Source organism: Clostridium neonatale, from assembly GCF_900465025.1.
Taxonomy (GTDB): Bacteria; Bacillota; Clostridia; order Clostridiales; family Clostridiaceae; genus Clostridium; species Clostridium neonatale.
Genome location: NZ_UICR01000003.1, coordinates 114419 through 131860 on the forward strand (window position 1 = coordinate 114419; position 17442 = coordinate 131860).

7 protein-coding genes are annotated in these 17442 nt (G+C 29.1%); all 7 read right to left on the reverse strand.

What is annotated here, in order from left to right; translation table 11 throughout:
* Window positions 1-175: 175 nt before the first annotated feature.
* Window positions 176-1924, reverse strand: a complete 1749-nt coding sequence (locus tag CNEONATNEC86_RS18890) for an N-acetylmuramoyl-L-alanine amidase family protein (protein WP_159136626.1) — start codon at window positions 1922-1924, stop codon at window positions 176-178.
* Window positions 1925-2146: 222 nt separating this feature from the next.
* The gene (locus CNEONATNEC86_RS18895; protein WP_058296691.1) at window positions 2147-2386 is read right to left on the reverse strand and encodes a hypothetical protein; all 240 of its coding nucleotides are present in this window, start codon (window positions 2384-2386) and stop codon (window positions 2147-2149) included.
* A 262-nt stretch (window positions 2387-2648) separates the two neighbouring features.
* Complete coding sequence (locus tag CNEONATNEC86_RS18900; RefSeq protein ID WP_159136627.1) at window positions 2649-4523, reverse strand: N-acetylmuramoyl-L-alanine amidase family protein; 1875 nt, start codon at window positions 4521-4523, stop codon at window positions 2649-2651.
* 678 nt (window positions 4524-5201) lie between these two features.
* On the reverse strand, window positions 5202-6941 hold the full coding sequence (locus CNEONATNEC86_RS18905; RefSeq protein ID WP_159136628.1) for an N-acetylmuramoyl-L-alanine amidase family protein: 1740 nt from the start codon (window positions 6939-6941) through the stop codon (window positions 5202-5204).
* Window positions 6942-7391: 450 nt separating this feature from the next.
* On the reverse strand, window positions 7392-12188 hold the full coding sequence (locus tag CNEONATNEC86_RS18910) for a starch-binding protein (protein ID WP_159136629.1): 4797 nt from the start codon (window positions 12186-12188) through the stop codon (window positions 7392-7394).
* Window positions 12189-13015: 827 nt separating this feature from the next.
* Window positions 13016-13828, reverse strand: a complete 813-nt coding sequence (locus CNEONATNEC86_RS18915) for a Cof-type HAD-IIB family hydrolase (RefSeq protein WP_058296695.1) — start codon at window positions 13826-13828, stop codon at window positions 13016-13018.
* 425 nt (window positions 13829-14253) lie between these two features.
* Window positions 14254-17424, reverse strand: coding sequence for a DEAD/DEAH box helicase (locus tag CNEONATNEC86_RS18920; protein WP_159136630.1), 3171 nt, complete (start codon window positions 17422-17424; stop codon window positions 14254-14256).
* Between the last annotated feature and the right edge of the window lie 18 nt (window positions 17425-17442).

Genomic DNA, 17442 nt, shown 5'->3' on the forward strand with positions numbered 1-17442 from the left:
ACTTGTTTGATTGAATAATTAAAATTAAGATTATTTTAATTATTCAATCACCAATGCTTAATGATCAATGGTGATTGAAATTTTTTCGGAATTTCTTTAATATATTTTTTTAATTTTTCCCTATCAAAATTATCACGCATCATCCATTTATATTTGGCACTTTATAATCAGAAGATTATCGCGTCCATGCGCCATTATCTCCTAAATAATATCCATTAACAAATGTATTATGGAGCATTGCTCCACTTTCACTACAATAATACCATGTGCCTTTATCATTAATCCATCCTGTTTTCATTGCTCCACTTTGTTCTAAGCAGTACCAGTTGTTATCAATATAATTCCATCCAGTCTGCATTGCTCCATTTTCATTGAAGTGATACCATTTATCATTATCTTTAATCCAGCAATTAGATACCATAACTCCATCTGCATTCATATAATACCAAAGCTTACTTGATAAACTTTGGACCCATCCAACTTTTTTTGTTCCATCATCATTTAAATAATTCCAGGTTCCATCATCATTTTGAATCCAGTTATCAGTTACTTTATTTTCTTCTTTAATTTCTTCACTTTTATTTAATATATCTTTTGTTATTATTGAATAAATCTCATTATCTTCATTCCAAACTAAGATATTTTCTTTATCATATACTGAAAGTTCATTCATTGACCCATCAACTTTATATACTTTTTCAAAATCATCATCATCATTAAATTTTTTTATGAATCCTGATTCTAAAATCCAAAGCTCACCGTCTGTACTTACATCCATGTCTTTTACATCATCTGAATCAATGTCAACCCCGTCACTAAAATCAGTATAATAATATCCATTTTTTGATTTCAGGGAAATAGAATAAGCTTTTAATTTATCATTTTCAAAACCATAAGTAATTATTTTTCCATCATTAACAGTATAGTTTTCTAATAATTTATCAGTTTCAAGGTTTCCGCCTTCATCTCCAGTAAGAAAATATATCTCTACACTTTTAGGATATTTAGCTCCATCAATATCATCTTCTGCTTGTTCTTTTGATATTTTTTGAATCACTGGAATAGCATAGAGTTCTTCTCCTGCATTTTCTATTTTTACAGTATTTACTTTATTATTGTTTTTATATCCTCCAAAAGTAATACTTGAGTCAGTTGTAACGTTACTTATTACATTGTTATCATTATATATTATAGATAAATATGCTAATCTATAGATGTAATTTTTATCTTGGCATAAAACTTTTTCATTATATATATTAGCTTTTAAATTTTCTTGTTCATCTTTGGTATTTTCAAAAGATACTCTCCCATTATTCTTATTTATTAATTTCTTAGAATATAATGAAACTTTTCCAATGTTATAGTCAGCATCTATGTAGTTTCCTTCTTTATCTGTAAATACCATAACTTCTTTAGAGTTAGTATCTTTTAAATAAGTATAATACCAAGATTCCAAAAATTTATTGTTTTCAATAATATATATATCATTATTTCTTACATCTTCATCTTCTGAATATCTGCCATCATTATCTTTTCTTATTTCTTTTCTCAAATTTGTTAATGCATCGTCTTTTTCATCTTCTTCTATATTATCATCAATTATTTTTCCTGTATTTAAGTCAACATAATAATCCCCATTTTCAATTTCTAAGTACTTTTCCCCATATAGATTGAAGTTATCCCCAGAATTTATTTTTTTCAATTTTATGTATTTACCATCTGATAAATGGAAGTTTCCTTCCCCTAATTGATTTACTTTACCATCAATATAAAATATTCCATCTTTATAGGCTAGTCCATCATATACTATTCCTTCATTCTCTTGTATTCTTTTATAGCTTTCTGCCTCTGCCGGAATTGCTGAAAATACAGATGCAATTACAACTAATGCGCTAGCAGCTTTTGCAGTTTTTTCGTAATTCATTAATTTCCCTCCATCTATAATTATATTAAGTAAATTATACCATATAATAATAATCAATTATAAATATTCAATGCTTAATGCCAATCAAAAGTTCTTTGTAATTTTTAATTTTTTTATCATTACATTCTGTAACTGATAATTAACGATTAAATAAACCTATGATTTATGCAATAAAAAAGAGTACTTTTTTTCAAAATACCCTGTATATAATCAAAATATTATTTATTTTATTGCTTTTAATTTAGTTATATCCTGCCAATTTTTAGCTGTAATTGTTTCAACTGTATTTAAATCAGATTTTATGCCTGTAATATCTTCAGCTGTTCTTGCTACTTTCTCATACGTTATATCAATTTTCTTTTCTATTCTCTTTTGGCCACCTTCTAGTCTTTGTTGACCATTTTCTAGATTATCTACTTTATTTTCTAATCTTTTTAAAATTTCTAAAATTTCTTTATCCAATTATTTCACCTGACATAATAATATTGAGTAGTTAATTATATCATATTTTTTAACTTAATAAAGTCTCTTTCAATGTATATTATTCTTTGTTCATTCACAAGAGACATCAATTAGATATTGTAAATTTCACATACAATCTTTGGTTAACAATATTCTATATATAGAAATTCTATATTTTTCTGTACAAAAAAGGCGAGACATAAGTCTCACCTTTTATATCGCATCTACAACAGATGCTTGTACATATTAATCTTAATTAATACTATTTAATCCAAGCTCCATCTGCTCCTAAAACATAACCACCTACAGTTGTGTTAGAAAGCATAGCTCCTGAAGCGTTGCAGTAGTACCATTTTCCACCAGTTTGAATCCATCCAGTTTGCATAGCACCTAAGTTTCCAGCTGTGTTCTTTAAGAAGTACCAAGCTCCTCCAGTGTAAACCCATCCAGTTTTCATAGCACCAGTTGAATCTAAGAAGTACCAAGAACCACCGTCTTGAATCCATCCGTTTGCTTGCATAACTCCGTTAGCATCCATGTAGTACCATAATCCTGATGTTGGGCTTTGGAACCAACCGATAGCTTTTGTTCCATCAGCTTTTACATAAGACCATGCTCCAGTTGTAGCATCTTGAGCCCAACCAGTAGTTGTAGTTGTTGTATCTTCATCTGTAGCATCGTCTGATTTAGCTTTACCAGCTACAATAGAGTATGCTTCATCGTCTTCATTCCAAGCTATGATATTATCTTTATCATATACTGATAAATCTGTACATGCCCCATCAACTTTTGCAACTTTTTCCCATTCTTCATCATTATCGAATTTATATACATATCCGCCATCTAATACATAAAGATTTCCATCTACGTCTGTATCTACAGCTGCTTCTGATTCTCTTCCATCTAGATCTGATTCTCTTGTTTCTGCATCATTATCATCTCCATCTGAAGAATCTACATAGTAATATCCGTTTTTAGATTTAAGTGTATAAGCATATGCTTGTACACTATCATCCTCAGTTGTATAAGCTATAAGTTTACCATCAGCAACAGTGAATTTAGTATTATCATCATAAGCTACTGCTATTTGGTCATCTGAATTCTTACCATCCTCATCTGTTACAAAATAAGTATTAACTGTTTTTGCATATTTAGCGTCATCTATATCGCTTGAATCTTGTTCCTTAGAAATTTTTTGAATAGCTAAAACAAATTTTCCACCATCATTTAATTTGAATCCAACAGCATCAGTTGTAGTTATATCTACATCATCGTCAATATTTTTAAATTTTACCTCATCAGTTACATTATTACCATCTAAATCAGTTACTACTACTGCAGCTAATCTATAGATATAATCCTTATCTGATGCTATTGTCTTTATATGACGAACTGCAACTTTAGCTCCTGCATCATCATCATCAGTATTCTTTAAAGAAGCACTTCCATCTGTAGTTGTAAATGATATTTTTCCTACATTGTAATCTGCATCAATGTATTTTCCATCCTTATCAGTATAAACTGCAAATGGTTGATCATCACCATTAATGTAATTACTATCATAGCCTGCTGCTCTGTTATATTTTGCCATGTACCATTCTTCACCAAATTTGTTCTTTGGAATAGCAACTAAATCTGATACATCTTTTCCAGATTCAACTTTTAAATTTGAAGAATCAACTACATAGTTATCTTCATCATAATCTGGTAACACATCAGGATCAGCATATCTATCTGATGGATCATCTTTATTTACTTTCTTTCTTAAAGCTGTTGATGCATCATCAAATGCATCTTCTCTTACAGTATCATCAGTTACTTTTCCAGTTTCAAGATCAAGATAATAATCTCCTTCTTCAGCTTCTACATACTTATCTCCATATGCTTCTGCATAATCACCTGAATCTATATCATCTAGGTCAGTATATTTTCCACCATCATTATAATATGCGGCTTCATCCATATCTTCTAATTCACCATCAATGTAGAATTTACCATCCTTATATGCAACTGCATTGTAAACTGTTCCGTCATAATCCTCAGCTCTTTTAACATCTGCTGCCATAGCTGGAACCATAGTAGCCATTGTAGCTGCTATAGTTATTAAGCTTGTGATTTTTGTTGTTCTTTTTAACATAATATTTCTTTCCTCCTAAATATCAGTTTCATAACTCTATCTCTATCAATATAGAGTTTAATAACTCTACATGCTAGAATTAAATAACTCTACACATTGAGTCTATAGTCCTATTATAACCATCTGTTTTTTTTAGTCAATGTTACAAAAAAGTGAAAACTTTACCACGAAACAAATTTCCATAACCTTCATATTCTCCTTAATTTTAGAGATGTTAAATGTTTTCAAAAGATCTAAAATAATGTGATTTTTGAATATTTTATTAACTTGTTTACATTTAAGTATATTCTTTCAAAGTCCCAACTTATAGCAATTTTGATGCCAACTCAGCTATATATTAGTTTGTATATGAACTTTTTATTAACTTATTAAACTTTTTATTAATTTTATTTTTTCTACATCGTATATTTTTTCGTATTTTCTTATCTAACATCATTTATAAGAATTACAATTCTTATAGATCACTCAATTAAATTACTAATACAAGTTATGAATATAATACATTATTACGCATTATAAGGTTGTAGATATCTTCATTTTAATATATAAAAATAGCTGCCCTAGTTTTATTTTAAAAATCATTCTAGAGCAACTTCCATTAAAAAAAGCGAGGCATAAAGCCTCACTTCTATATATCACATCTTTATAGATGCTTGTACATATTAATCTTAATTAATACTATTTAATCCAAGCTCCATCTGCTCCTAAAACATAACCACCTACAGTTGTGTTAGAAAGCATAGCTCCTGAAGCATTACAGTAGTACCATTTTCCACCAGTTTGAATCCATCCAGTTTGCATAGCACCTAAGTTTCCAGCTGTGTTCTTTAAGAAGTACCAAGCTCCTCCAGTGTAAACCCATCCAGTCTTCATAGCACCAGTTGAATCTAAGAAGTACCAAGAACCACCATCTTGAATCCATCCGTTTGCTTGCATAACTCCGTTAGCATCCATGTAGTACCATAATCCTGATGTTGGGCTTTGGAACCAGCCGATAGCTTTTGTTCCATCAGCTTTTGTATAAGACCATGCTCCAGTTGTAGCATCTTGTACCCATCCAGTAGTTACTGCATCATCAGTTGTAGTATCTTCTTCTGTAGCTTTACCAGCTATTATAGAATAAGTTTCATCATCTTCATTCCAAACAACTATATTGTTTTTGTCATATACTGATAATTCATCCATAGATCCATCAACTTTATATATCTTATCAAAATCTTCATCATTATCAAATGTCTTAACATAACCAGAATCTAAGATATATAGAGTTCCGTCTACGCCAACACCATATGCATTTGAAGATTCTACATCACAGTCTGCTCCATCTGAAATATCAGTATAGTAGTAACCATTCTTAGATTTTAAAGTAATAGCTTTAGCATATACTTTTCCACCATCATATTCATAGTTTACTAATTTACCATCAACAACTGAGAATTTATCATATAAATCCTTAGCTTTTCCTTCATCATTAGTTACAAAATAAGTATTAACTGTTTTTGCATATTTTGCACCATCAACATCATCACTATTTTGAGCTTTTGATATTTTTTGAATAACTGGTATTGAAGTAAGTCTTACTGCATTATCAGTAGTAACATTTATTGGATTATTTTTACTACCAAATCCAGCTTCAGCAGTAACATCTTTACCATTATATGAAATTGTTAATTCAGCTAATCTGTAGATATAATCCTTATCAGATGCAATTGTTTTTACATGCTTTATAGCACCTCTAACATTATCATCATCATCATTTGTATTCTTTAAAGTTGCTGAATCATCTGTACTAACATTAATTACATTGATTTTTCCTAGATTGTAATCAGCATCAATATAGTTACCGCTTACATCAGTATATACTGTAAAGTCAGTAGCTCTACCATTTTTATCAGCGTCAATCCCATCAACTCCGTAAGAAGTTTCAAACCATACTTCACCGAATTTATTTGTTGGTACATAACTAGCGTCTGTATCTGTATCGAATATTTTATCTTCGTCAGCTTCTAAATATCTGCCATCATTATCTTTCTTTACTTTTTTTCTTAAAGCTGTTGCTGCATCATCTTCAAGATCACCTTTAACGTCATCATCTGTTACTTTACCAGTTGAAAGATCAAGATAATAATCTCCATCATCAACTTCTACATATTTATCTCCATAAGGATTTACATTATCTCCTGAGTCGATATCATCTAAGTCAGTATATTTTCCGTTTGCTAAATAGTAAGCAGCTTCATCTTTATCTTCTAATTCACCATCAATATAGATTTGTCCATCTTTATATGCAACTGCATTATAAACAGTACCATCTTGTGAGTCTACTTTTTTAACGTCTGCAGCCATAGCTGGAACCATAGTTACTACAGAAGCAGCAGCTACTATTAAACTTGTGATTTTTGTTGATCTTCTAAACATAAGTTTTCTTTCCCTCCTAATTTTTCATAATTCAGATAAATTATAACATGTTTGTACTTTTATGTAAACATGTAATATTTATATCTTATATGGATTTAAATAACTTTTATTGAAATCACTATACTATACAAACGTAATTTCTTTTTTGGGTACTTTTTATTAATTTTTATTTAAATTAACTTTAATACCTTAATTATCTAAATCACGTTATATTATACAATATCAAAATAATATTCTGGTACTTTTTTAGAAAATTTATAAAAAATATTTTTATTTGCCTAAAATATTTTTTTATCCCTAAAATACCTTTATTAACTAATTACGCTATATAATACAAAGTATATTTTGTTTTTTGGTACTTTTTTAACTATTTTTTTATTTACTCTCAAAAATTAAAATGAATTTATTATATAAAAAAGAGAGATTTTTTTAATCCCTCTTTTCATATGACTATTTAATCCATACTCCATCATTTCGAAGTATATATCCATTTATTGTTGTATTAGATAACATCACTCCATTATTAGCCAAATAATACCACTTATCATTAATACATAACCACCCTGTTTCCATTGCACCAGACTCATTTAAGTAATACCATTTAGAATTTATTAAATTCCATCCAGTTCTCATTATCCCATTGGCATCCATAAGATACCATTTATTATCTACTAGTTTCCACCCCTTAACAAGATCACTATTTTCAATAAATATCCATGCATTATTTTCATTTAGATTCCATCCTGATTTGATAACCCCAGGTATTTTTGTTTTGCTTAAAATATAATCTGCACCTCTAAGTACTTCAATATTTATATTATTATTTTTCACTTCTATATTTTCAGATAGCAACTCTAATTTATTTAACTTTTCATTATAAATATATAAATTCATTATTGAATCATTATATTTAGAATCTACATTTATTTGAACACTAGCCTTACCTGGTAATAATCCTTCATAGTCAAAATGTAAAGTTAAAATGTCATTACCTTTTGCCAATTTATTTATTGATTCTTGTTTTGGCGAAACATTACTTATTGTTGTAACAATATCTTCAGACAAAACCATAGAAGAATTAATATCACTACCTTTAAATGTCCACGAATATCCATTCCCTATTAAAGTTATTGTCTTATTTGGATTTTTAGCTAAGAAATCAAATACATCTTTTTCAATATACGGTTTCTTAGAATCTATATTTATATTTCCTTTTATTGCATTTGATAGTGCATCTTCTACTCTAGATATTGTTATAGGCTTTGATGTTTTCTTCTTTGAGCTAGAGCTTGAAGTTGATCCTGAACTACTTGATGAAGATTTCTTTTTAACTGTAACTTCAATTGAAGCTGGTTCTTTGTCTTCTTCGGTAGCAGTTATTGTTATAACAGTACCTTTTTCTTGTTTAGAGATATTAGCTGACCATCTTCCATTTTCATCAGCTTTTGCAGAACCAATTTCTTTCTTTTCTACATCTTTTATAGTCTTTAAGGTAACTCCATCTGATGTTGTAGTTTCCACTATTTCATCTACAGTTAAAATCATCTCTGCATTTGCACCAGCTGTACCAGTTACATTTGTAGTTGTTGTATAAATATCACCATTTATCTTAGGTGCTTTTGATACTTCTTTATTGTCATTATCACCATCATCCGGATCTTCTGGATCTGGATTTGGTTTAACATAATCTCTCCAGATTCCATCTTCAAATATTATTGAACTTCCAAGTTTGACAGGAAACTCACTCTTACCTTCTGAATCTGTTAATTTATTCTTTCCATCATTAATAATTATGCTAACATCTCCAAATGATTTAGGAATTTCACAGCTATATATTCCATTTCCTTCATCTTTCATAGCTTTTCCAGGCCATTCAGTTTGTCCACCTACTACATTCCAATAATGCATATTAGGAATTCCACTCCATCCTTCTGGAAGTTTAACATAAACTGTTGATCCTACTTCCTCATCAGTATCTGGTTCATCTGGATCTGGATTTGTACTTGAATTTGAAATATCACTTTTTTCAAAAACTCTCCATTCACCTTCACGATTATCATCTGAACCAGTTAAAGACGGTATAAAAATTAAAGTTTCTCCTTCTTTAATCTTTACAGTTTCACTTTGCATTCCATTAGAGTTGTTATTAAATATAACGTTAACATTTTGAAAATCATCAGGTAATGTATAGCTATATAAATCATCACCTTCATATGTCATAGACATACCTGGCCAATTAGTACTTGCTCCACCATCTATCCAATAATGAACTTTTACTTTATCCCATTTTTCGGTGTTCTTAAAATAAACCTTACTTAAACTCTTTAAAACATCATTTTCTGCATCATATATCATTGTATGACCAGCTTCAGTTTTTAAGTTTCCTGTTTGATTGCCTTCTCCACCACTGCCATTGTTAAAAATAACTGTAGCACTCTCAAATCCATTTGGTAAAGTATAACTATAAAGATTATCACCTTCATCCTTTGCATTTACTCCAGGCCATGCTTTAACCTCATCTGAAGTTCCATCATTATAAGCATATACTTTTACTTTATCCCAGCCAAATGTATTTTCAAAATAGACCTTTGTTACTCCTTGTTCCTCATCATCACTTGGTTGTTCTGGCTCTTCTAAATCATCTAAAGTAAAATCTCTTAATCCATCATTATCATAGATTTTAACATCACCTACTGATAATGCATATCCTTCCTTTGATGGGTATTTATTAGAACCATCATTAAATATTACATTACAATCGCCAAAGTTTTCTGGCAAAGTATAAGAATATAAAGTTTCAGTGGCAGAGACCTTTTCCATCTTTGCACCTGGCCATTTTTCATTTTCTCCACCTGAACTTTTGTAAGCATATACATTAGGTTCTCCCCATTCAGCTGGTTTCCTAAAATAAACCTTTGATGAATTTTCTGTATATTCTTTCCAGCTTTCATCATATATCATTGTAGTATTAGCGGGCGCTTTAAAACCAGTGTCTTTTGGCACTTGAACAGAACCACCATCACAATTAAATAAAACCATTGCACCTTCAAGACCCTTAGGTAAAGTATAAGTATATAAATCATCTTTTCCTTCTACTTTTTCCATTGGTATACCTGGCCAAGCTGGTCCACTTGCACCATTTTTATAGAAGTAAATATATATATCATCTTTTTCCCAGTCTGCTGGTTTTTTTAAATATACTTTTGAAGTACTTTTTTCTTCTACATCAGGTTTAACATTCGGATTAGCTTCTATATCTTCTGTTGCACTCCATTTATCAGATTTACTAGAATCATAAAGCATCTTTCCTGTAGCTGTTAAATCTAGCTCTTCGGTTTTATTTCCACCATAGAACCAATCATTGAACATTACTTTTGAATCCGTAAATCCTTTTAGTTCATATTTATATAAATCATCATCAATCTTTGTCATCTTATTTCCTGGCCATGCACAATCTTCTTCATCAAGTTCATTATAAATATAAACATATGGTGCCATCCATCCATCTGGCTTTCTAAAATAAAGTGTAGCCACAGAATTACTATCTTTCTTTATATAATTATATTCCTCACTAGCTTTTCTATCTTCATTTACTGCTTTAACTACAACTTTTATTTTATCTCCTGCCTCAGCATCTTGCCCTATTGTTATTTGTTGTCCATTTGTGTAGACTATCTCTTGACCATCATTTATTGAATAAGTTGCATTAGTAGAATTTGTTACATTTAAAGTTAAATCTAAAGTTCCTTCAAATGAACAATCTTCTTCAGATATAGAAACTTTAGGAGATGTGGAAGGCTTTTCTGGTACTCCATCTTTGTATAGAACTGTAATCCCTTTTGATAAAGTTCCTGATATTTTTCCACCCTTTACAGAAAAAGTTCCACCAGAAGTAGCACAGTTGTTGTAAATTCCATCTTCTAGATTGATATCTTGATTGATTGAGCAATCGTTTGCAAGATTTACAATAACAACACCTTTATTTCCACGTTCTATCATCAAAATTTCTTTGCTTACTTTAACTAAATTTTCATCTTCATCTGCCATATCATTATGGAACTTATTTACTGCTACTACATCTGGGTCCTTCCAATCATCATTACCTGCATCACCAATATTACCTTGAAGTTTTTTTCTGCCTGCAGTTCTGTTAAAATATAATGGTGTTGAGTCAGCACGTGCAGCAATTATTGCCCATCCATCTTTTATCTGCTCACTTGTCATGCCAGTTGATTCTTCTGAATCATTTGCATAAGTATCATGAGATTCTACCCATGTAACTAATCTTGATGGATTCACTTCTGGTGGTACATCATAATCAATAGCATTAGAAACGTTTGCACTGGTTCCCAAACCAACAGCTTTTCTTATATTGTTTCCATAATTACTTGTAGTTACATGCATTATTTTAGTGTATTCAGCATAATTATCAGCTCCACCTTGTAATACTTCACCATATATATAAGGATTAGTTCCATCTGTAGTTTTTAGGCCATCTAATACACTTGGCCAAAAATCACTACTAATACCTTCTTTATCTGTTGGAAGCTCTATATGCTTAGCTGCATCAAATCTAAATCCATCTGCTCCATCCTTTAAACATTCTTCTAAATAATTTCTAACCATTTTTTGAACATCTTTATTTGAAGTATTTAAATCTGGAAGTCCAATTCCACCATGTGTTACTTCTTTTCTATCATCCCAATCTGTAACTCCATGAAGTGGATTATGCCAATAGTCTTCAAACCCTGCCCCTTGGAATTTGACTTGTGGGGCTATAGTAGTATTTCCATCCCCTTCATTATTTCCAGTATGATTTGCTACAACATCTACTATTATTTTAATCCCATATTTATCAGCTTCATCACACATTGCCTTAAATTCTTCTTCTGTTCCAAGCTGCTTATTTCCAATTTCAAATGCAATTGGCTGATATAAAATATACCATTTAGAATTTGTTGTATAATTATCATTTTTGCTTGGTTGTATTGGTGATACTTGCACTGATGTATAGCCTGCTTTAGCTATATCCTCTAGATTATCTTTTACTGTATTAAAAGACCAATCCCATGCATGAAGTATTACCCCATCTTCTGTATTACCAGCAAGTCCATAGTTGCTTGTAACTGTATTATTTACAGTTTCGGCATTCGCTACTATTTTAAAGTTAAGTCCACTTGTTATTATGGTAGTAACAACTAATGTCATTGCAATAATACTTTTAATACGTTTTCTTATTTTTCCCATTTAAATTCATTCCCCCTATTAGATTAGTATAAGTACTTTATAAATATGAAATTCACCTCTTTTCATAAATGTAATCTTTTCAATCTTTGTTTAATAAAGTAATTTATCAAATCTATATTAATCTTTAATGAAATCCATTTCAATACTCTTTCAAAACATCTTTAAATATTGATATGATTCTGAGAAATTTAATATATTTCAAATAATAAAGAATGTCTCTCATAACATAAATAAGGGACGTACTGAGTTTAAGGAAATACCTACTCACATAAATTCGTAGGTATAAGCGATTCGCAGAAAATATAAAATTGGGGCTCTCTGCTTACGAATGTACACTTATAAGAAGATCAGCTATGCTGCAATTCGTATCTTTTCTTATTTATTGGTGGATACCGGTGTTTTATAAGTAGCTTTCCAAATTATTACAAATGATTGAAAACTATATTTTTAGACTCGTAATATTCCTAAAAACATAAATTATAACTAAAAAAAGTTAGACATCTATGATTTTAGAGCAAAATAAAGAAATTCAATATATGAATACCCGACTCATATTCATTCGCTGGTTAAGCGATTCACACCAAATCACAGATTTGGGTTCTCTGCTTAGGCGTAGTATTGTATTAAGAAATTTAAACTTTTAACTTCTTAGAGATAGGCTGTTCCAAAATACTTTGTCCAACACTTGCTGTTGGAGCAAATTGTTTTGATCACAGCCTGTGTCTTTAAAAGTTTTAGCTGAAATTTCCTTACAATCGAGCATATCATATATTGAATTTCGGTTATTTCCCACTAAACTCTGATTCTACACAATATATTTATATTGTCTAAATCCATTTAAAATACTTGCATGCATATTCAATTCCTTCTTCTACATCTTTTTTAGTTATAAAAGAAGCTCTATTCTTTATCTCTTTTCTTGCATTTCCCATCGCAATAGAGTTTTTTGCATAATCAAACATCCCTATATCATTTCTTCCATCTCCAAATACAACAATATCATCTAGCTTCAAATTATATTTGTTTCTTATGTATTCTATACCATTTTCCTTAAACTCAAATTCAATTGAGGTACAAAAAATATTATTGTAAATAGTAAAATTTCTAATAGATTCTACCTTTTTAATTTTTCTGTAATTATAAAACATAAGCTTTTGTGTTGGTTTATTTAAAAAACTTTCTTCATCTATATGACTAATGTTTTTATAACTATTAAGTACATTTCCATCTACTGATCCAACTTTAAAAAATCTTGTTTTTTGCAATAACTTCATTAATAAAATGTATGGCTTTAGTTTCAAGCCATTGTATGATGTATAACATTTTTCATTTGAAAGACTAACCATTATTATATTATATTTCTTACATTCATCTAAAATATTCTTCAATTTATATCTATGAAAAAATATCTCTTTTTCTATATTATTATTAATAACAATTGTCCCTCCACCTGAACATACAGCATCAGCTATTTCTAATTCCTTCATTATATTAATAATTTCACTATATCTTCTACCTGTCGCTAAAAATACTTTGTGTCCATTTTCTTTAAGCTTTCTTATAGTATTCTTTGTTGTATCAGATATATGACGCCCATATGGCTTTAGTGTTCCATCAATATCAAAGAAAAAGTATTTCATAGTAACAGCTCCCTTAATTTAACTATCAATTATCAATTTTTAATTATCAATCAATGTAGAAATTCTTTTATAATTTCTTAAAAATTATTTTTAGGGACTGTCACACAAAGAATAAAAACTACAATATATTGTATTCGAACTTTGAATTCTACAACAAAATGTTGTAGCTACATTTCTTAATGCGACAAACTCATCCTTCATTGAAAATTGCTTTCATGTATTTTTTCGAATTCGTCTAAAGATATAAAATGATCAAAGCGTAAATCCATCTTCTCACCTTACCATTATTAATTTATATTAAAATTATACCCCACTTTTAGGTACTCTAAAACAAAATACATATAAAAAATAACCATAAGAATTAAATAATACTCAAAATATTATTTAAATTCCTATGGTTAGATAATCGATAATTAATTAAATTTTTATTCAAACAGCTCAATCAACTCTTCTTTAGAAAGTGACCCTAAAATATTATCATGTTTATAATCACTATCAAGAACATCCTTTATAAGTTGTTTTTTCTTTTCTTGAAGGCTTAGTATTTTATCTTCAACTGTTCCTTCTGAAATAAGTTTAAATACCTGAACAACATTTTCCTGCCCAATTCTATGTGCTCTATCTGTTGCCTGATCTTCTACTGCTGGATTCCACCATGGATCAAAATGTATTACTATATCTGCACTTGTTAGATTTAAACCTGTTCCCCCTGCTTTTAATGATATTAAAAACACTTTAGTTTCATCATTATTGTTAAACTGCTCTACAAGCTCCATTCTTTTACCTGCATTTGTACTTCCATCTAAATAAAAATGTTTAATATTCTTTTCACATAATCTTTTTGAAATATTTTTAAGCACTGATGTAAACTGTGAAAATAACAGTATTTTATGATTATCTAAAACATTATTTTCTATAATAGAAACAGCCTCTTCAATCTTTCCGCTTTTCCCATTATAATCATCCAATACTACAAAAGGATCTAAGCACAATTGTCTAAGCTTTGTTAAGTAAGAGAATATTGTTATTTTATCGTCACTAAATTCATCATTCTCCATTTTTTCTTTTATATCCTTCACATATGATGCATATACTTTTTTCTGCTCTTTAGTAAGCTCAACATAATAATTTTTTTCAATCTTTTCTGGAAGCTCTCTAATTACATCTTTCTTTAATCTTCTAAGCATAAATGGCTTTATATATTTTTGAAGCTCAATTGCTGTATTCTCTTTATTTATAAATCTATTTTTAAAATTATGTACATTGTCTAAATATCCTGGCATTATGAAATCAAAAATACTCCATAATTCTATTAAATTATTTTCAATTGGAGTTCCTGTAAGTATAAATTTATTTTCAGCCTTAATATTCTTAACACTTTTTGTACTTTGAGCTAATGGATTTTTTATATTCTGCCCTTCATCTAATATACAGTAGTCAAATTTTAATTTTTCATATTTGTCTTCATCATTTTTTAATGTTCCATATGTTGTTAAAATAACATCATAAATTTTCACATCATTTAACATTTCCTGTCTTTCATCTTTATCTCCATGAAGAACGCATATTTTCATAGTTGGAGCAAACTTCTTAAACTCATTTTTCCAATTGTAAATAAGTGAAGTTGGTGCTACTATAAGAGATTTTTTCTTCTTCTCTGAAAGTAAAAATGCTATTGTCTGAACTGTCTTTCCAAGTCCCATCTCATCTGCAAGAACTCCACCAAATCCAAGATAGCTTAAATTTTTAAACCATCTAAATCCAGTAATCTGATAAGGTCTTAATTCTGCCTTTAACTCTTTTGGTAGCTCATAATTTACTTTATCAATATTAATGATTTTTTTTGATATATCATCGATTATTTCCTTACCTTTAACAAATGAAAGCTCTTTTTCTTTTAAATAATCACTTACAATTACAGCTTTATTTTTGCTCAATTTAATATTTCCATCTTTATTTTTAGGATCAATACTGTCAACAAGTTCAAGGAAATCATTAATTTCTTTTTCTTCCAAATTTACAAAACTGTTATTTTTGAGTTTATAATATTTTCTCTTATTTCTTACTGCTTCTAAAATCTGCTTATATTCTGATGGGCTTATATCTTCAATATTAAAGTTAAATTCTAAATAATTATTATCTGTTTCATTTATTCCTGCAGTTATTTTAGGACTATTATAAACTTTTCTTTCTTTGAATTTATCAGAATAATACACTTCTCCAAGTTCTTCAAGATGTTTATATTTTTCTTTCAAAAATAAATATAATTCATCATCATTTCCATTAAATATAAACTTATCTTTATCATAAGAAAAATTTAATTCATTTAATGTATCTAGAATTTTATTTTCCTTTTTAATGTCACGAATAATTATTTTCTCTGTTTTATCAATATTTGAATAGAGTTTTACAGTTTCATTTCCATATTTTAAATCTGCATTTAAGATAACAAAATTTTTTCTTACGTCAAGGAAAAACTCTGCCTGCAATTCTTCTTTTACTAAATTTTCTATGCTTTCATCTATTTTAACCTGTGATACAGCACCGTCTAGTTTTGATATTGCAGTATTAAACATTTCGACTTCATTTTCTTTTTTAAATTCTATTCTATTATATTTAGCTATATACCTAAAAAAAATCTCCAATATCTTTATTTGTTTTTTTGATGGAAGATATATCGCTCCATTATATACAAATACATCATTTCTCGGTGTTAATACTACAATATGTTTATCCATCATATCCAAGAGATACTTATCTTCATTCTGCTTTAATTGAAAATTTAATGGAATATCTTCTTCAATAATTTTAAATTTTTCATCATTTAAGATTATTTCCCTGCCTTTTAGGAGTAATAGAAATCTTCTCAAAGACACATCAGAAATAAACAATAATTTTCCTTTTACAAAACTTTTTCTATAGCTTTCAGAATGCTCCTCATTAATTAAACACTCTTCCATGTAATCACATAATGCTTCATCTACTGCATCAAAACAATTTTTATATGGTGAATATGTAAATGCTTTTCCAAAAGTCAAATCCTGATAATTGTTTCTAGAATTTATAAAATCTTGTATGCTTTTTAACACATACATTTTTTTATTTCCTATTTTAAAGCTGACTTCGATAAAATCATCATGTTCATATTTTGTTAAATTAGCTTCAAGCTTTATTTTTTCCTTAGGCCTATCCAAATCATTAAGCTCTTTAAGAAGATTCTTCCCCATATTTTCGTATGCTTCTTTTTCTTCTTTTTGTCTTCTTCTTACCTCAGAAATATATAATGTTACTAATGCAGCCACATGCTCACAAATTTGCTCTTTTATTGTTTTCTTGTAAATACTATATGGCTGACATCTGCAATCACATTCTTTTATTTTACTAGTTCTGGAATCCACCAATATACTTGCATAAGTTGGATATCCATATTCTGACAAAACCTTTCCCTCTATTCTAATAAGTTTAGAATTTTCATTATATCTCACATCAGAAATTACTGCCCTATGATTTTTAATAAACTTTTCTGCAACCTTTGCACTAGCTCCTTTTATTTTGCTATTAATATCTTTTTCTAAAAAATCTATGTTAAAAGCCATTTTTTTCTCCATATTTAT